Origin of the sequence: Bradyrhizobium sp. AZCC 1678, from assembly GCF_036924765.1 — a bacterium.
GTDB classification, from domain to species: Bacteria; Pseudomonadota; Alphaproteobacteria; order Rhizobiales; family Xanthobacteraceae; genus Bradyrhizobium; species Bradyrhizobium algeriense.
Genome location: NZ_JAZHSE010000001.1, coordinates 2,243,091 through 2,262,090 on the forward strand (window position 1 = coordinate 2,243,091; position 19,000 = coordinate 2,262,090).

General features: G+C 60.6%; 12 protein-coding genes and 1 pseudogene. 9 read left to right on the top strand and 4 right to left on the bottom strand.

The features are described 5' to 3' along the window. Positions 1-288: 288 nt before the first annotated feature. Genes V1294_RS10730 through V1294_RS10750 form a run of 5 tightly spaced genes read left to right on the top strand, consistent with a single transcriptional unit; the run spans position 289 to position 7,087 of the window. Entirely contained in the window at positions 289-2,370 is a 2,082-nt protein-coding gene (locus tag V1294_RS10730; RefSeq protein ID WP_334496928.1) for a TonB-dependent receptor family protein, read from the top strand. Further along, complete coding sequence (gene cobN / locus V1294_RS10735) at positions 2,255-6,022, top strand: cobaltochelatase subunit CobN (protein ID WP_334504594.1); 3,768 nt, start codon at positions 2,255-2,257, stop codon at positions 6,020-6,022. Before V1294_RS10730 ends, cobN begins: the two co-directional genes overlap by 116 nt. Next, on the top strand, positions 6,007-6,288 hold the full coding sequence (locus V1294_RS10740; RefSeq protein ID WP_334496929.1) for a hypothetical protein: 282 nt from the start codon (positions 6,007-6,009) through the stop codon (positions 6,286-6,288). Before cobN ends, V1294_RS10740 begins: the two co-directional genes overlap by 16 nt. After that, the gene (locus V1294_RS10745) at positions 6,249-6,764 is read left to right on the top strand and encodes a MotA/TolQ/ExbB proton channel family protein (protein WP_334477674.1); all 516 of its coding nucleotides are present in this window, start codon (positions 6,249-6,251) and stop codon (positions 6,762-6,764) included. Before V1294_RS10740 ends, V1294_RS10745 begins: the two co-directional genes overlap by 40 nt. After that, positions 6,764-7,087, top strand: a complete 324-nt coding sequence (locus V1294_RS10750) for a DUF2149 domain-containing protein (RefSeq protein ID WP_247831473.1) — start codon at positions 6,764-6,766, stop codon at positions 7,085-7,087. Before V1294_RS10745 ends, V1294_RS10750 begins: the two co-directional genes overlap by 1 nt. 228 nt (positions 7,088-7,315) lie before the next feature. Here the strand turns inward: V1294_RS10750 and fabF are convergent, their stop codons facing one another. From fabF to V1294_RS10765, 3 genes are all read right to left on the bottom strand, one after another. Further along, positions 7,316-8,572: a beta-ketoacyl-ACP synthase II gene (gene fabF / locus V1294_RS10755; protein WP_334496930.1), complete on the bottom strand. Its 1,257-nt coding sequence runs from the start codon at positions 8,570-8,572 to the stop codon at positions 7,316-7,318. Between the two features lie 227 nt (positions 8,573-8,799). Beyond that, positions 8,800-9,651 carry an alpha/beta fold hydrolase gene (locus tag V1294_RS10760; protein WP_334496931.1) on the bottom strand — a complete coding sequence of 284 codons (852 nt, stop codon included), beginning with the start codon at positions 9,649-9,651 and terminating at the stop codon, positions 8,800-8,802. 35 nt (positions 9,652-9,686) lie between these two features. Next, positions 9,687-10,265 carry a TetR/AcrR family transcriptional regulator gene (locus tag V1294_RS10765; protein ID WP_334496932.1) on the bottom strand — a complete coding sequence of 193 codons (579 nt, stop codon included), beginning with the start codon at positions 10,263-10,265 and terminating at the stop codon, positions 9,687-9,689. Positions 10,266-10,481: 216 nt separating this feature from the next. Here V1294_RS10765 and V1294_RS10770 point away from each other — a divergent pair. The 4 genes and pseudogenes from V1294_RS10770 to V1294_RS10785 all read left to right on the top strand — a co-directional run bounded on the left by V1294_RS10770 (position 10,482) and on the right by V1294_RS10785 (position 18,198). Then, positions 10,482-11,595 (top strand): annotated as a pseudogene (locus V1294_RS10770) (efflux RND transporter periplasmic adaptor subunit). Beyond that, positions 11,595-14,705, top strand: a complete 3,111-nt coding sequence (locus V1294_RS10775) for an efflux RND transporter permease subunit (RefSeq protein WP_334496933.1) — start codon at positions 11,595-11,597, stop codon at positions 14,703-14,705. Before V1294_RS10770 ends, V1294_RS10775 begins: the two are co-directional and overlap by 1 nt. 343 nt (positions 14,706-15,048) lie before the next feature. After that, on the top strand, positions 15,049-16,248 hold the full coding sequence (locus V1294_RS10780; RefSeq protein ID WP_334496934.1) for an ABC transporter substrate-binding protein: 1,200 nt from the start codon (positions 15,049-15,051) through the stop codon (positions 16,246-16,248). 147 nt (positions 16,249-16,395) lie between these two features. Further along, complete coding sequence (locus V1294_RS10785; RefSeq protein ID WP_334496935.1) at positions 16,396-18,198, top strand: AMP-binding protein; 1,803 nt, start codon at positions 16,396-16,398, stop codon at positions 18,196-18,198. 129 nt (positions 18,199-18,327) lie between these two features. On the opposite strand, the gene V1294_RS10790 is transcribed toward V1294_RS10785, so the two are convergent. Continuing rightward, the gene (locus V1294_RS10790; RefSeq protein WP_334496936.1) at positions 18,328-18,840 is read right to left on the bottom strand and encodes a winged helix-turn-helix transcriptional regulator; all 513 of its coding nucleotides are present in this window, start codon (positions 18,838-18,840) and stop codon (positions 18,328-18,330) included. Positions 18,841-19,000 lie beyond the last annotated feature (160 nt).

Consider the following 19,000-nt stretch of genomic DNA (forward strand, 5'->3'; position numbering starts at 1 on the left):
GCGGGTCGATTTAGTGCGGGTTTGGTTGCACATTTGGTGGGTTTTGGTGCCGGTTCCATTCAGGCACAAGAGGCGGCCGCTCCCCCCGCAAATACTGTTCTTCTTGAGACGATCACCGTACAGGCGCCCGCGCGACGTCCCGCGCCCCGGACGACTGCGGCTCGCAGCCGCCCCGCCGGCCGCGCGGCTGACTCCGCACTGCCAATTCCGCGGGGTGAGATCCCGAACAATCCGGCCCCTTTCGAAGCCCAGCGCGAGCGTTTCCTGCGCAGGCCGGGCGCCGAGGCGGTGGTTTCCGTTACACGACAGGACCCCGGCAATCAGGCGAACATTCGCGAAGCGCTCGAGCAAACGCCTGGAGTCTATGTCACCGACAAGGGCGAAAACGGGCAGGGCACGATTTCGATGCGTGGCAGTGACTCGTCGCAAACGGGCCCGCGCAGCGGTCGCGGCGTGCGCGCCTTCATCGACGGCGTACCGCTAGGCCGCATCGAAAGCGGCAATACACCGTCGATCTTCGATCTCAAGGCGGCGGATTACATCGAGGTCTATCGTGGCGCGAACAGCCTGCGCTATGGCGCGCTCGCCACCGGCGGCGCGATCAATCTCGTCTCCAAGACGGGCCTCACTGCTCCAGGTGCAGCGATCTCCGGCGCGTTCGGAAGCTACGGAAATCTGCAGGGCCAGCTTGAATACGGCGGAGCCAAAGACAATTTCGACTACTATCTTCAGACGAACGCCTATCACAACAGGGGATACGAGTACTTTTCTCAGAACGATTCGAAGCGCTTCAGCGGCAACATTGGCTGGCGTCCCAACGACATCGTCGACAGTCGCACCTATGTTGCGATCGGAAGCAACAAGCAGGAATTGCCGACCAGTATTCCACTCAATCAACTGTCGACCTATCGCCAAAGCGGATACGACCCCGGCAACACGTCGTTCCCTTACAATTTGCGCGCCGATTTCGATTACGCCCGCATAGTCAACAAGACCGTGTTTCGGGTCGGATCGACGTCGATCGAGATCGCGCCGTACTACATCGCAACAGCCTTCGATCATCTACCGTCGCCGCGCGCCGGCATCGTCGATGTGGCGTGGAAGGATCATGGTGTCTCGTTCCGCCTGGAACAGAAGGGGGAAATCGCCGGCAAGCCGCTGGAGTTGGTTGCCGGCTACCGCCCGACCTATGAAACCGCCCGATATCGGGACTTCCAGTGGGTGCCCGGATCGTCGGGCAATCAGAAGGCCGCGCTCGTCTACAACGACGCCTTCACGTCATGGCTGCACGAAAGTTACGCGGAAGCAGCACTCGAAGTCTTGCCGCGCGTGCGCCTCTTCACCGGTTTGCAGGCCTTCTGGACCAATCGCACGCTGAAGGACGAGTACAGCGGTCCCGTCATCGCCGGTGGCCTGTTTGGCCCGGGCAGTTCGAACGGCCGCCGCAACTACGATCGCGAATTTGATGCCGTCAATCCGAAGTTTGGCGCAAACTGGGAGTACCTCTCCAACCATTTCCTTTACGGCAATATCTCGCGAAGCACCGAGGTGCCTAACAGCGGTGACATCTTCTCGCTGCTCGGCATCGAGCAGACCGTGAACGGATTCAACAATCCGAACGTGCAACTCGCCCTGACGGATCGGCTTCGCATGCAGAAAGCGTGGACGACGGAGGTCGGTGTGCGCGGCGGGTGGGACCGCTTCAATTACGACGTAACGCTCTATCACATGCAGCTACGCGACGAGATTCTGTCGCAATGCGCGCTTGGCCTCATCCCGCTTTCCCGCCTGACCCCCGGCCAGCGAGCGCAAGTGAACGGACAATACGCTTGCGGCCTCTCGGGAAGTCAGGCGGCCTTCAACGCCGACCGCACCATCCACGACGGGATCGAGACAGCTTTCCGCACCCGCCCGTTCGTGGATGTCTTCAATCCCGGCGACCACGTCTTCCTGAATGCCGTCTACAACTTCAGCCACTTCCGTTTCGACAATGATGCGGTGTTCGGGAGCAGCGCGCTTCCCGTCATTCCGAAGCATCAGGCCTTCGGCGAATTAGGCTACCGTCACCCCTCCGGATTCTATGTATCGGGCAACATCCGCTACATCGGTGAGCGCTACACCACCTTCGACAATTCGGGCGGCAATGCCTTCATCGTGCCGGCTTATGCGCTCTATGGCGCGAAGCTGGGATGGAAAGCGCCCGATAATTCACTCACGCTATGGTTCGAGGCACGCAATCTCACCGATGTGGCCTATGTGGGCGACTTCACACCGAGCTTGCGGGCAGCAGACATCGTCGCCGGAACACCGTCGGTTTATCCCGGCACCGGTCGCGCCTTCTACGCAGGCTTCACCAAGCGTTTCTATTGAGGGTATTCCCGTGGGACGCCATTTCGCTTCAGCGTTGCTCCTGGCCTTTGTCCTCGTCGCCGGGGCGGGAGAGGCCTTTTCGCGGGATGTACGTCCGAACGCTTCAGCACGCACGAACGTGGTGCGAATCATCACCGATGACTTTGTGCTTCCCGGAAAGCTCGACAAGCTGGCGGGTTTCGCGCGGGCGCAGGGACTGGCGCTGGAAAGTGTCTTTGTCGCCCGCACACCGGGCTCGCCTGCCGATTGGATCGGCGGCGCGGGTCTGGTCATTCTCGACACGCCGCGCCCGATGGACCTGGCGCGCGTCCAGGAAAGCGTCGGCTCAGCATTGAAAGACACGACGGTACCGTGGATACGGGTCGGTGGAGGACCTCCGGCCTTCGGCAATCTCCCGCCGCTGATCGCGCGTCGCCTGATGGCCTATTACAGCCACGGCGGCGAGGACAATCTCAAAGCGCTTTTCGAATTCTGGGCCGCCTTACGCGATGGCCGCGATCCAACGCATATTGCATCGCCGACCCCTCTTCCTTCGACCGGCATTTATCACCCCGACGCGCCTACGGCCTTTATGTCCGTCGCAGATTACCTGCGTTGGGCAGAAGGCCGGGTCACCAGACCCAAAGGGCGTATCGGTATCGCGATCTATCCGGGCTTGATCGCGAACATGGAAACGAAAGTCGTCGATGCGATGATCCGCCAGAGTGAGAGTCGCGGATTGGTGCCGATGGCGTTCTGGTTCGAGGCGGCCGACCCGCAAGGACTGGAAAAGCTGCTCGTCCCCGCCAAAGCCGACACGCTTGTCATCGCAACTCACATGCAAAACGGCTCAGCGCGCAGTGCGGAATTCCTCAAGCTCGGAATTCCCGTCGTCCAGGTCGTCAATTACCGCGAAGGCGACGCAGATGCATGGGAACGGGCCGAAAGCGGCATGGCGGCGCCGCTCGTCGCAGCGTTCCTTGCCGTTCCCGAAGGATGGGGTGCGAGCGATCCGCTGGTGGTCGACGCGCTACACAATGGCGAGCCCGCTCCCATTCAAAAGCAGATCGAAGCGCTTCTCGGCAAGCTCGAACGGCTTGTCGCCCTGCGTCACACGCCGGCTGATCAAAAGAAGCTCGCGGCCATGTTCTGGAACTACCCGCCGGGAGAGAAGAACTTCTCCGCCTCCAACCTCAATATTCCAAGGAGCCTTGAGAAGGTAACGGCTGCGCTTGCGAAGGCGGGTTATGCCGTCAAGCCGACAAGTGAGGCCGATTTGATCGAAGCCGGGCAAGCCATGCTGGCAGGCTACTACCGGCCCGAGACCCTGGATGCCTTGCGCGAGCGTGGGTTGACCGGAACGTTGCCCGTTCGAGCCTACCGTTCGTGGCTGGACGCGCTGCCCGCACAGCGAAAATCAGAGCTCTTGGCAAAATGGGGAGAGCCCGAGCAGCACTCCGCCGTGCGCGATATCGGAGGCGAAAAGCAATTCGTCATTCCGCGCTTCGAGATGGGGAAGCTCACCATCATGCCGCAGCCGCCGCGCGGCGGAAGGCCAGGCGAAAATTATCACGACACGAAGCAGCCGCCCGATCACGCCTATCTCGCAACATATCTCTATGTGCGAGAGACGCTGGGCGCGGACGCACTTATCCATCTCGGTACTCATGGAACGCAGGAATGGACACCCGGGAAAGATCGCGGTCTTTCGGTTCACGATTATCCCATGCTGGCCGTCGGCAACATGCCGGTGATCTATCCCTACATTCAAGACAATGTTGCCGAAGCCATCCAGGCCAAACGCCGCGGCCGCGCCGTCACGGTCAGTCACCAGACGCCGGCCTTCGCGCCCGCTGGCCTCTATGACGAGCTGCGCGACCTGCATACGAAGATCCACGAATTCATGCAGCTCGAGAACGGCGCGGTGAAAGAACAGACCGGCGAAGACATCCGAAAGGCCGTCGTCAAACATAACTATCATCGCGACATGGGCTGGGACGAGAAAGCCGTCGACGGTGACTTCCCGAAATTCCTGTCGGAACTACACGATCATCTGCACGAATTGGCCCAACACGCCATGCCGCTCGGGCTTCACACCTTCGGCGAGCCGTCTTCGCCGGATGAGCGTCTTTCGACGGTCATGCAGCAACTCGGGCAGCCCTTCTACAAAAAGCTCGGCACGGAGCCTGAAGAGTTTTTCGCCGTCGACTTCAAGGCGCTGCAAGATAGCGCGCCTTACAAGCTCCTCCGCCGCCACCTTCGCGAAGGGGTGCCGGTTGAAACCCTTGCCGACCCGGAGCTTGCCGACGCCATCAAACGAGCGGTCGGCCTCGATCTCAATCTTCAGCATCCCGCGGAGATCGAAGGACTCCTCCTGGCGCTTGGCGGCGGCTTTGTTCCTCCCGGTGCGGGCGGCGACCCAATCCGCAATCCCGATATGGCAAGCGGACGCAACCTGTTTGCCTTCGAGCCTGACAAGGTGCCGACCCGTGTGGCCCACGAAGCCGGGGCGAAAGCCTTGCAGCAGCTAATCGATGCCTATCGCAAGGATCACCAAGGCGAGACACCGCGCAAACTCGCCTTCAGCATGTGGGGCTCCGAGACGATGCGGCATCTCGGCATCGTCGAGAGCCAGATACTTCACGCGCTTGGACTCAGGCCGGTCTGGAATAGCGGTGGCCGCCTGACGGCGCTCGCCATCATCCCGCGGCAGGAACTCGGACGTCCGCGCATTGACGTCGTGATGCAGATCACCAGCGTCTATCGCGACCAGTTTGACAGTTTCATGCGGAAGCTGGCGGACGCGATCGAACAGCTCGCGCAACTCGACGAGGGCGACAATCCCTTGTTCCAGAACACCCGCGCATCGGCTGAGCGCCTGGTCGCTCAAGGCCAGCCCAGGGAACGGGCGCTTCAACTGGCCAGGCTGCGCATGTTCAGCAACGCCATGGGCGACTACGGCACGGGCCTGCCGGAGGCCGTGTTGAAATCGGCGTCGTGGGAGAAGGATTCAAGCCTCGCCGAAGCGTTCCTTGGCCGCACGCAATATGCCTACGGCTCGAAGCTCTGGGGCATCCGTGGAGATGGGGAAACCAACCTGTTCGCCGAGCAGCTCAAAGGCGTCCAGGCCGCCGTTCTGTCGCGTTCCTCCAAACTGCACGGCATTCTCTCGACAGACCATCCGTTCGAATTTCTCGGTGGCTTGTCGCTGGCGATCCGGCACCTCGATGGCGCTTCACCGTCGCTCTACATCGCGGACCTTCGCGAAAAGACCACGCGCATCACATCGGCGGCACGTTTTCTCTCCGATGAAACCCGTTCGCGGTATTTCAACCCGCACTGGATCTCGACGATGCAGAAAGAAGGCTATGCCGGCACGCTCGAAATCCTCAATGCCGTGAACAATCTCTGGGGTTGGCAAGTCGTCGACCCCACTATGGTGCGCGCCGATCAATGGCAAACCGTACACGACACGTTCATACGCGACATTCGCGATCTCAAGCTCGGAGCGTGGTTTGAACAGCACAATCCGACGGCGCAGCTCCAGATCATAGAACGCATGATCGAAGCTATTCGGAAAGGCTATTGGATGCACCGGAACACACTCGCCGCGAATTGGTCGCGCGCGTCGACGAGTTGGCCCAAAAGAATGTCCTCATGGGCGAGAAGCTGACAAAAGCCTTCGTCGACCAGATGGGGGCCGGGTTTGGTATCGCGCGCCCGTCACAACAGCCGCCGCCGGCCGCTGCCAAGCAGGCCGAGATCAATCCCCCACAGACCGTGACCGGTCCTGTACTTGAGCCGGTCGTCGCCGGGGCCGGGGAGAGCCGATCATGGTGGCACAGTGCTATGGCGCTTCTCATGATGCTGGCCTGCTTCGGCGCAGGCCTCTACGTGCAATGGCGCCGGAACAGCTTGGCAGCTTTAGGAAATGCCTGATGTCGACGTTTGAATCCGCTCTTTACGAGATCGCGAAGCTCTTCCTCTTTCCCGTTCTAGTCTTGATCGTCAGCGCGCTGCTTTACGCCTTGGTCGCGCTGGGCGCGTTCGTAATGGAAGCGTGGCAACGGTGGCGCGGCACTTACCGGTCGCAGCTTGCGGCGCACCAGAGCAAGACGAACGCCGTCAGCGACGATCTCGAAATCTGGATTCTCCGGCGGCTGGAATGGCTGCGCGTGGTGTCCCGAAGTGCGCCCATGCTCGGACTTGTCGCGACCATGATCCCGATGGGGCCTGCGCTGCTGGCGCTGACGCGGAACGATGCGCGCGGCGTCGGCGAGAATTTCGTGGTGGCCTTCTCTGCGGTCATCCTGGCGCTCATCAGCGCCTCCATAACCTATTTTATCCTGACGGTGCGCCGCCGCTGGCTGCTCGAGGAGTTGCGTGCTTTCGAGCGCGAGAAGGGAATGTCTTAATGCGTTTCCTTGAAGAGGGCGAAAGCGACGATCCGATCCTCTCGCTGGTCAACCTGATCGACGTCTTTCTCGTCGTCGTGGCGATGCTGATGATTATCATCGTCCGCAATCCGCTCAATCCGTTCTCGAACCAGAGCGTCGTTGTCGTCGAGAACCCTGGCAAGGCCGACATGAAGATAACTGTGAAGGAGGGTCGCGAGCTGACCCGCTACCAAACCAACGGCTCCATCGGCGAGGGCGAGGGCATCCGCGCCGGCATCACCTACCGGCTGCCGGATGGCCGTATGATTTATGTACCGGAAGGTAAGGATGACATGCGTTGAGGCGGGGAGGCATCCAGTCTGGCCACGCGTCCGCGGCGCATTGCTCGATAGCTGCCCTTGAACGAGGCAAGCTACAAATTTGCGCCGATCACTGGTCGGAGATTCAATTCGCGAAATGAGCGATATGGAATGAGCTAGTGGCCGACCGACAGGCAAGCGATGCGAAAGATACTCGTCCCAAGCGTTCGAAGGAGGCGTTGGCGTGGAGCTACCGGCAGTTCTTCATTGCTAACGTCGAAAGATGATGCTGGCGTTGACGCCTCCGAAGCCGAATCCATTCGAAATCGCATGCTCTATCGTCATGCGCCTGGCCTCACGAGAGACGAGGTCGACGCCTTCGGCGGCCGCGTCGCTATTCTCAAGATTGAGAGTGGGCGGCGCGACCTGGTCGCGTAACGCGAGGATCGTGAAGATCGCTTCCGCTCCCCCGGCTGCGCCGAGCAGATGACCGGTCGCTGATTTGGTGGCGCTCACGGCAATTTTTCGGTCGCGGCCGAACACGGATTTGATCGCTTCCAGTTCGGAAACGTCGCCGACTGGCGTCGAAGTTGAATGGGCGTTGAGATGCTGGATGTCGCCGGGCTTGAGGCCGGCCTGCCTCAAGGCGCCTTCCATCGCACGTCGCGCGCCGTCGCCGTCCTCGGGCCCTGACGTGATGTGGTAGGCATCAGCGGTCGTCCCATAGCCAACGATTTCGGCGATCGGCTCGGCGCCGCGGCGGATCGCGTGTTCCAACTCTTCAATGACGAGGATACCGGCACCTTCGCCCATGACGAAGCCGTCGCGGTCGCGGTCGAAGGGCCGGGACGCGCGCGCCGGCGTTTCGTTAAAGCCGGTCGAAAGGGCGCGGGCGGCGGCGAAGCCACCGAGGCTCACGAGATCGATGCAGGCTTCCGAGCCACCGCAAATCGCGACATCCGCTTCGTCGGTTCGAATGAGGCGTGCGGCATCGCCGATCGCCTGCACGCTCGCAGCGCAAGCGGTGACCGGCGTCCCGATGGGACCCTTGAAGCCGTAGCGGATGGAGATATGACCGGCCGCGAGATTTGCCAGAAAGGACGGCACGGTGAAGGGCGAGAGGCGCTTAACTCCGCGCTGATCGGTGGTGCGAACCGCCTCGACGATGGCGGGAAAGCCTCCGATGCCCGATGCGATCACGGTCGCCGTGCGCTCGAGCGAGTGTGCGTCGGAAGGCGTCCACGCCGCTTGCGCTATGGCCTCGGCCGTGGCGGCCAGTGCGAACAGGATGAAGCGATCCATCCTTCGTTGATCTTTGGGGGCAACGATCACATCCGGATCGAAATCACCGTACGGGTCGTCGGCTTTCATTGGGACGATTCCGGCAACTCGTGCGGGAAGGGTGGCCGCCCACTCCGGGAGTGCGGCAAGTCCTGAGCGGGCCGAGAGCAGCCGGGACCATGCCAATTCGCTGCCGCAACCCAGCGGTGATACCAATCCCAATCCAGTAACGACGACGCGACGCATGATCAGTGACTTTCGAATTCGGCTTGGCGACCGGTTAAGCCCGCAATCCCATCTGCTTGCGAAGGCGCTTGTCGAACATCCGTTCAGGGACGAACTACGTTCGCAACACGCTATTCCAGCTCAAACATGTATTCGCCGCGCGGATCATTATGCCTGGACTTCAGCCCAGTGATTCAAGCTCTCAGGGGCTTGAACGTGATGGCACACTCTTGTGTTGATCATTGCGGTCATTCTGTCTCCATTATCACGCGGGCCAGCTCCGACGGATTTTCAACAGCTGAGAAGTGGCCGGTATTTTTGAGCGTCACCATCTGCGAGGCCGGAATCAGCGACCGTGTGCGTTCGCGTTCGTTTGGCCGAGACCAATCGCTATCGCCATAAATGAGGGTCACAGGCGCCGAGATTTGCCGATAGTAATCGCGTGCCTTGCTCCAGGATCGCCAGCCTGCCAGCACTTTGCGTGCGATCCGCTTGTATCCCGGGCGGTGAGCTACTTCATCGAACTCGGCTAGCAAATCGGTCGGCAGTTTGCGCGGGTCGTGATATCCGCCGCCCATGATCTTGCCGAGGACCATCTTGTTTTCGAGCGCTGCATTTATCGCGCCGAGCACCGGGATCTGCAAACTTCCGATGATAAAATTCGCGAACCAGTTGCCGCGTCGAATGCCGTCCCCGTAGCGGGTCTCGTAGTCGTAGGGGTTGATCGCATAGACTCGCTTCACGCGCTGCGGAAGCGACGCCGACACTGTGAGGGCCAATGTCCCGCCGATCGACTCGCCAACAACCGTGACGGCCGAGAGGTTTAGCTCCTCGATGAAGCGAATGACGGCCTGCCTGAAGTAGGGCTCGTCGAAGCTCGCGCCTGGATCTATCGGTGAGTGTCCGTGGCCTGGGAGGTCAATGGCGTACACCGTGTGCGATCCCGCGAGCAGGGGCGCCAGACTGCGGAAATATTCGAGCTGCGTCCGGATCGTATGTATGAGAAGTAGCGGAGGCCCGCTGCCGATCTTTTGGAAACGCAGGCTAAGCGTATCCGATATTTTGAGCAAACTTGGTTTGGCTTTTGTCACGCTAAGCATTCGATCTCTCCTGTGCTCTGAATGGGGGCGATCTTTCAAGCGGCGGCGGCTTCTCGGACCTGTTTGACTGCTGCATCCAGAATCGCCCGAGCCAAATCCGGATCGTTGACCACTCGCGATAGCGTCACCGCACCGACCATCGTCGTGAGAATGGCCATGGCCTTGCCACTGGACTCCTCGCCGCCGGTCTCGGCAATGAACTGGCCGAGCACTTCGAGATGCGCCTTGATTCCGGCTTCGAATGCCGCCTTCACGTCGGATCCCTGTCTGGCGGCATCTGAGCCGAGCGCCACGATCGGGCAGCCGTCCATCTTTTCTTCGCGATGGTCACCACTGAGGTAAAACGCAATCACCGCGCCGAGCGGATCATCAGGATTTTTCTCGGCCGCATCCGACCATCGGCCGGAAGCACTCTCCAATGCGCGCTTGGACGCCTCTACCGCCAGATCCTCTTTTGAGGCGAACTGCTTGTAGAAGGCACCTTGGGTTAGGCCGGCCGCCTTCATCAGATCCTTGAGCCCGATGCCATCAAAGCCGCGCTCCCTGAAGAGGCGACTCGCCACATTGATCACGGTTTGGCGGTTCTCCGCGGCTTGAATGCGACTCACCCGCATCTTGGACCTCCATTTGGATTTTGGTCGAACTCTATAACTCAGATAGAGTTCGAACGCAATCTATCAAGTGGGGCATGGTGGAATCTGAGGCCCCCCGGGGGTCGAAGTGGCCTATTTCGCGGGATCACGTTTTCGTCAGCGCTCCAATTTAGATTGCGATCGAACTCTAATGTGGTTATAGAGTTCGAATGAAATCTAAGTGGCTTGGAGATGGCAATGAGAAAGAGCAGACTTTTGGTCTTGGCAGGTGTCCTGATCGCGGCGTCCGGAGCGGCCGTCTTCGCTACTCTTGCTATTCCCGCCCAAGAAGCTTCCGCGGCGCGTGACCCGAGGCAGGAACCGCCGATGGTCAGACTGGCGACGGCAGCGCGGGTGAATGGATCCGAACGCGGTTTCACGGGCATCATCGGGGCGAGGGTGCAGAGCAACCTCGGGTTTCGCGTCGCCGGCAAGATTGTGGAACGGCTTGTGAATACCGGTCAGCAGGTCAAAGCCGGTGAGCCGCTGATGCGGATCGACGAAACCGACCTTCGCCTTGCGGTCACGGCAAAGCGCAACGCCGTTGCAGCGGCGCGTGCATCTGTCGTTCAGACCGATGCGGATGAACAGCGATACGCCAAACTGGTCAGCAACGGATGGGCTTCGCGACAGCGCTACGAGCAAGCGAAGGCCGCGTTGGACACGGCCGAGGCGCAACTCGCCACCGCCGAAGCTGATGCGCGGGTCGCCGAGAATGAGGCGACCTACTCGGTCCTCGTCGCGGATGCGGACGGAACGGTGGTTGAAACGCTTGGCGAGCCCGGACAGGTCGTCTCTGCCGGCCAGACAGTCGTTCGGATCGCAAAGGCCGGTCCCCGCGAAGCTGTGGTCGCGCTTCCCGAAACGATCCGGCCCGCAATCGGCTCCGTGGCTGAGGCCAGCGTGTACGGGGCGGCCGATGGGCGACGCTATACGGCGCATCTGCGGCAGTTGTCGGATTCCGCCGATGCTCAGACCCGTACCTATGAGGCCCGTTACGTGCTCGACGGTGAAGCCGCGGCAGCACCGCTTGGCGCGACGGTAACCATTCGGCTCGCTAGCCAGGCTATTCAGCCGGAAGTTCAGGTGCCGCTGGGAGCCGTGCTCGATGACGGCCGGAAGACCGGTGTGTGGGTCCCTGGATAGCGCCACCTCAACCGTACGCTTTCAGCCGGTCAAGCTTGTTCGGGTGAGCGACGAAACCGCCGTGATTTCTGGATTGAGCTCTGGTGACTCGATTGTTTCCCTTGGCGCTCATCTCCTGCACGAGGGTGCGCGCGTCAGAACTGCCTCTGAAAGCGGGAGCAACTGATGAGCCTCAATCTTTCCGCGATTGCCGTTCGCGAACGGGCGGTCACCCTGTTCTTCATCGTCCTGCTGGCGGCCGCAGGCGCATACGCCTTCCTCATGCTCGGGCGTGCGGAGGACCCGTCCTTCACCATCAAGACCCTGACGGTCACGACGGTATGGCCAGGCGCGACGGCGCGCGAGATGCAGGACCAGGTCGCCGAACCGTTGGAGAAGCGGATTCAGGAGCTGACCTGGTACGACCGGGTGGAGACGACCACACGGCCAGGTTATGCGTACATGACGGTTACGCTGAAGGACAGCACGCCGCCATCCAGCGTGCAGGAGGAGTTCTACCAGGCCCGCAAGAAGCTTGGGGATGAAGCGCGCAAGCTGCCCTCTGGTGTGCTCGGCCCCTTCGTCAACGACGAATATTCGGACGTGAGCTTCGCCCTTTATGCCCTCAAGGCGAAGGGCATGCCGATGCGGGAACTCGCCAGGCAAGCCGAGACTATTCGCCAGGATCTCCTGCACGTGCCCGGCGTCAAGAAGATCAACATCCTCGGTGAACGTCCCGAACAGATATTCATCGAATTTTCCTATGCCAAACTGGCAACCCTCGGCGTGTCGGCACAGGACATTGTTGCCGCCTTGCAGCGGCAGAACACCGTCACGCCGGCAGGCTCGATCGACACCAAGGGGCCGCAGGTCTTCATCCGGGTCGACGGCGCTTATGACAGCGTTCAGGCAATCGCCGACACGCCGATCGTCGCTGCGGGGAGGACGCTGAAACTCTCCGACATCGCCGAAGTCCGCCGCGGCTACGAGGATCCTCCCACCTACCTCATCCGCCACCAGGGTGAGCCCTCCGTCATGCTCGCGGCGGTTATGCAAGAGGGCTGGGATGGCCTCGCGCTCGGCAAGGCGCTGGAGGAGAGGTCCGCAGCTATCGCTCGGACGCTGCCGCTCGGGATGAGTCTGGCCAAGGTCAGCGACCAGGCCGTCAACATCACCTCGGCGGTTGACGAATTCATGATGAAGTTTGCGATGGCGCTCGGCGTGGTGCTGCTGGTGAGCCTGCTCAGCCTCGGCTGGCGCGTCGGCATCGTCGTGGCGGCTGCCGTCCCTCTGACGCTTGCCGTCGTGTTCCTCATCATGCTGGAAACCGGCCGGTTCTTCGACCGCATCACGCTCGGCGCCCTCATCCTGGCGCTTGGTCTTCTCGTGGACGACGCCATCATCGCCATCGAGGTGATGGTGGTGAAAATGGAAGAGGGCATGGGCCGCATCAAGGCGGCGGCCTACGCGTGGAGCCACACGGCGGCGCCAATGTTGTCGGGCACGCTCGTGACAGTCGCCGGGTTCCTGCCGGTGGGCTTCGCGCGCTCGACGGCCGGCGAATACGCCGGCAACATCTTCTGGGTCGTGGGGTTCGCCCTCATCGTCTCCTGGATCGTCGCGGTGGTCTTCACGCCCTATCTCGGCGTCAAGATGCTGCCCGCGATCAAGCCGATCGAAGGCGGTCACCACGCGATCTACGGCACGCCGAACTATCGGCGCCTGCGAAGCCTCATCACCTTCGCTGTGCGCCACAAGTTCGTAACCAGCGGCATCGTCGCCATCGCTTTCGCGCTTTCCGTCGTCGGCATGGGCGCGGTCAAACAGCAGTTCTTCCCGACGTCCGACCGGCCCGAAGTGTTGGTGGAGGTTCGCCTGCCGGAAGGCACCAGTATTGAGACGACGACCGCCACAGTCGAGAAACTCGAACACTGGCTGGACCACCAGTCGGAGGCCAAGATCGTCACGAGCTATGTCGGTCAGGGCGCTCCTCGCTTTTTCTTCGCGATGGCGCCGGAGCTGCCCGATCCGGCCTTCGCCAAGATCGTCGTGCTCACGCCGGACGCGGAGGCGCGCGAGACTTTGAAGCACCGTCTGCGACAGGCGGTGTCAAATGGGCTTGCACCTGAGGCCAATGTGCGCGTCACTCAGCTCGTGTTCGGACCCTACACGCCGTTCCCGGTCGAGTTTCGCGTCATGGGTCCTGATCCTGCGCAATTGTACGCCATATCTGAAAAAGCCCTCGATATCATGCGTGGCGTTCCCGATGTGCGGCAAGCGAACCGCGATTGGGGCAATCGCACACCCGTGCTCCGCTTCATCCCGGATCAGGATCGACTGAACCTCATCGGCCTTTCGCCATCGGAGGTGGGCCGGCAGCTGCAGTTCCTCCTCACGGGCATCGCCGTTACGCAGGTCCGCGAGGACATCCGCAATGTCCCCATCGTGGCACGCAGCGCCGGCGGCGAGCGGCTGGATCCGACGCGTTTGGCGGATTTCTCACTGATGAGCCGGGACGGCCGCCCGATTCCGCTCGACCAGATCGGCCATTCGGAAATCCGTCTGGAAGAGCCGATTATGAAGCGCCGCGATCGCACACCCGTCGTGACGATTCGCTCGGACATCAATGAGGCCACCCAGCCTCCAGAGGTCTCCAAGGAGATCAAGACAGCCCTTCGGCCGCTGATCGCATCGCTTCCGGCCGGCTATCGCATCGAATTGGGCGGATCGATCGAGGAGGCAACCAAGGCCAATGACGCGTTGGCGACGGTCTTTCCCGCCATGATCGCCGCCATGCTGATCGTCATCATGCTGCAGGTGCGATCGTTCTCGACGATGGCCATGGTCATGCTAACGGCACCGCTTGGCCTCGTCGGCGTCGTGCCGATGTTGCTCGCCTTTAACCAGCCCTTCGGATTCAACGCCATTCTGGGCCTGATAGGACTGGCGGGCATCCTGATGCGCAATACTCTGATCCTGACCGAACAAATCAAGGAGAACCGTGCTGCCGGCCTTGATGACTATCACGCCGTCATCGAGGCCACGGTGCAACGCACGAGGCCAGTGATCCTGACCGCACTTGCCGCCGTGCTGGCCTTCATCCCTCTCACTCACTCCGTCTTCTGGGGATCGATGGCCTATACGCTGATCGGCGGCACGGCGGTCGGCACGGTGCTGATCCTGCTGTTCCTTCCTGCGCTTTATGCCGCGTGGTTTCGGATCAAGCCGACTGAAGATGAGAGCCACGAGGATTCGACGGCGGAACCGGAATTGCGAACAGCAATGGCCGCCGAGTAGGGCCTGTTGGCGGACGAGACACCTCTGGTTCTCGCCCACCAGCTCCCAGATGCGTCAAAGTTAGTTCGATAACAGAATGGATGTGCGCGCTGGCCGAGACGGTGTTCCGTGACTTGCCTGGCGGGCATTCGGCGTCCGATCGCGCGTGGTCTCCATTGGCGGCGATGGCCCGCAAGACGCAGATTCTCCGGAATAGTTTAACTCTTAAGTTTCAGCCCGCACCCGCGAGACCGCGCGAGCGGGCCGGGGAGTGATAATCTAAAGTGCTTGACGAGTTCTGAAAAAGAACTGTAGGCTGCAGCAGCGACGTACCCCGGAAGGTGCGCGTTTGGGAGGACGAGCAATGTTGATGAAATGGAAGGCCGTGGCGGCTCTGGCTTTTCTTTTGAGCGGGCCTGCATTCGCGGCTGAAGAGCCCGGAATTTCAGCGACGGAGATTAAGGTCGGCGGCGTTTTTCCCTTCAGCGGACCGGCGTCATCGATCGGTCTCGTGGGCAAGGGACTTATCGCCTACATTCAGTTGGTGAACGACCGCGGCGGCATTAACGGACGCAAGATCAACTACATCGCATACGACGATGCATACAGCCCTCCCAAGGCGGTTGAGCACGTTCGCAAACTGGTCGAGAGCGATGAAGTGTCGTTCATGTTCGGCCAGCTCGGCACCCCGGGCATCTCGGCTACGGCAAAATACCTGCGGTCGAAAGGGGTGCCTAGCATCGCAATTATCAGCGGGTCATCCAAGTTCACGGACGTCGCCAATTACCCGATGACCACGACAGGTCTCGTCAGCTACGACACCGAAGGCAAAATCTATGCAAAGTATCTGACGAAGGCACTGCCAAACGCCAAGTATGCGATCCTCTATCAGAACGACGACCTTGGCAAAGACTATGTCAGCGCCTTCAAGGCGTTTCTCGGAAAGGATTTCGACCGAAAGGTCGTGACTGCTTCCTATGAGGTCACCGAACCGACGGTTGATTCCCAGGTCGTCAACCTGAAGAGTTCCGGTGCCGACGCTCTTGTGATCGCCGGCACGCCGAAGTTCGCAGCCCAGGCCATCCGGCAAGCCGCGGTGATCGGCTGGAAGGCGACCGTAATCCTCAATTTCCCATCCGGGTCTGTCGGAGGCACGCTCGCACCGGCCGGCCTCGACAAATCGGTCGGCGCGATTGTTGGCACGACCAACAAGGATATTCTGGATCCGACCTGGAAAGACGACCCTGCCATGCAGGCCTACCGGTCATTTCTGGACAAGTATTTGCCGGGTGTCGATATCACCAATGGCAGCTATCTGACCGGCTATCAGCAAGGCATCCTGCTCGAGCAGATTCTGAAGCAGTGCGGCAACGACCCGTCTCGCAAAAATATTCTGGTGCAGGCCAAGAACCTGAAGGATTTCGTCGTTCCAACGGCACTGCCCGGCATCAAGGTCAACACAAGCGACACCGAGAACATGATCTGGACGCAGATGCGGTTGCAGCGATGGACGGGCACAAGTTGGGAAGGCTTCGGGGAAGTGCTGGACGCCAGGTCCGAGTGACCTCGCATTAGCGAAGCGACGGGCGCGGTAGTTAGCCGGGGCGAACTGCCGACCGGTCCGGCCGGGCACAGCAGCGATGGGCATCAGGGTTGAACCGCGTCTCGCGCGCTCATCGGACCATCACAGCAATTCAGGAGGTCGTTTTCGATGTCGACGAAGGCACTGACGTTCGCGGCGAGGGAGCTTTCCATCGAGCGTCGAACCGACGGAACGCTCGTGTTGAGCTCGCCCCTCGAATTGGGGAAGTGTGACTGGCGCATCACGGATTTTCTTCCGAGCTGGGCAGGTTCCGTTCCGGATAGAATTTTTCTCGCGCAACGCAATGCGAATGGGGGGTGGGACGAGATCACCTATAGCGAAGCATGGTTGCAGGTTCAGGCGGTAGGCCAAAGCCTGATCGGTATGGGCGCAAAGCCGGCTGACAAGCTGGCGGTACTTTCAGGAAACTCGATTGAGAACGCGGTGATCTCGTTTGCTGCGATGTCGATGGGCGTAATCCTGGCGCCGATATCGCCAAACTACACGCTGATGCCCGGCGGGCTGGCTCGTCTCCAGGATATCGCGGAAGCGCTGCGCCCGAAGTTCGTTTTCGTCCAGAGCGGACGCGACTTTTCCGCGGGGCGCTCGATTCCCGAACTGGCAGCCGCAACCTGGATCAGTGTCGATGGGGCGCCGGACACCGTGCCTTTCGGCGCACTGACAACCCGAACGGAGAGTGAAAGTTTCGCGGGTGCATCACGTGCGGTATCTTGCGATGACGTCGCAAAGATTCTCTTCACGTCCGGTTCGACCGGCTTCCCCAAAGGCGTGCTCAACACGCACCGCATGATGGCGAGCTCCCTGCAAATGGGGAGTCTGCTGGTGTCTCCCCCGGACGCACCGGTGCAGGTTGAGTGGCTGCCCTGGCATCATACGATGGGCAGTAACGTAATACTTCACAGCATTCTCAAGAATGGCGGGACGCTCTACATCGACGATGGCCGGCCGCTGCCTCAGCTCTTCCACAAGACGATCGCGAATCTCAAGGAGATTTCGCCGACTGCCATGTTCAACGTGCCTGCCGGCTATAATCTCTTGTGTGACGCGATTGAGAACGACCTCGATCTTGGCGCCAGCGTGTTCAAGCGGCTGGATCGATTGAGCTATGCCGGAGCTGCAATCTCGCAGGGCACGCTTGAAAAGCTCAATCGGCTGACATGGTCGATTACCGGCCGGCGAATTCCGGTCATGTCGGGCTACGGCACCACCGAAACCGCCCCGACAATCAGTACGACCCATTGGGCGACCGACCAGCCGGGCGAGATCGGTCTTCCCGCACCCGGTCTGCGGCTAAAACTGATCCCTGTTTCCGATACTTACGAAGCAAGGGTCAAGGGACCCAACGTTACTCCAGGTTATCTCGGAAGGCCGGATTTGACGGAAAAGGCCTTCGATGACGAAGGGTTCTATCGCATCGGCGACACCGTCTCATTTATGGATCCTCAGAAGCCGGAGCTTGGGCTGCGCTTTACAGGCAGAATTTCCGAGAACTTCAAGCTCGCGAACGGCACATGGGTCCCGATCGGGAATATGCGTGCGGCGATTTTGGCGGCAACGCGCGGCGTATTGCTGGACATTGTCGTCGCGGGGGAAAATCGTGAATCGTGCGCGCTGCTCTGCTGGCTGAACCCGACCGAGGCAGCGCGGATTTCCAAGGCTCCAGCCGCGGATTTGACCTGCGACCCTTTCGTGATTCAATTTCTGAAGGATCGTTTTCAGGAATACAACGAAACTGTTGGGAGTAGCGAAAAAATTTGTTCGTTCTTCCTGCTAAAGGATCCGCCGTCATTGGCGGCAGGAGAAATCACCGACAAGGCCTACGTCAATCAACGTGCTGTGCTGAAACATCGCTCTGACCAGGTGGAACGTCTCTACTGCAACGAAGCAAATCGAGATGTGATCCAGATCTGAGGGCGAGTTCAACCGTCCGCGACCGTTGCCGGACATCTCGTGTCCGCCAGGTGGCGCCTGCGGACATTTCGCTCGCGGTGCGATCTACCGAGCGAGACCTTCGATGCAGCATCCGGGTGAGCGGCCACCTCAAGCGACTTGGCGGCGCGGCTTTGCCTTCGGTTTCTCTGGCGCCTTTGCCGCCGGGGTGCTTCGGGCACCGGGGCCGGGGTGGGTATGAACCTCCTTGGCCGAAAGCGGCTCGCCGCATTCGGAGCACACCATGACCGGATCGAAGTCCTTGCCGCATTTGCGGTGCTGGTGCAGCAAAGGTCGCCCGCGTTCGTCGACCATGTGCGTGTCGCCCCAATGCACAATCGCCATCATGATCGGATAGAGATCGAGTCCTTTTTGGGTGAGAATATATTCATGCCGTTTGGGCGATTCCTGATAGGGAATGCGGCGCAGCACGCCTTGCCGGACCAGTTTCTTCAGCCGTTCGGCGAGCAAATGCCGTGTAATCCCGAGCGCGGACTGAAATCCTTCGAAGCGGCGGGTGCGCAGGAAGCATTCGCGCAGAATAAGGAGGGTCCAACGGTCACCGATCACGCCGATGGTGCGGGCCATCGAACACGGCTCTTCTTCAAGGGCATCCCATCGCATTTTCCTGCTCTCCAGTCATCCGGCGCCCCTATTCCGCTCGAATCGTCCAGGGAACCTCAACTTTGCTACCATTCTAGATAGGTACTCAGCTCCAAACAATCCCCTATTGGGGACGCAAAAATCAGCAGAAATTCGCAGAAGTTTGACAGTTCGTTTTTAG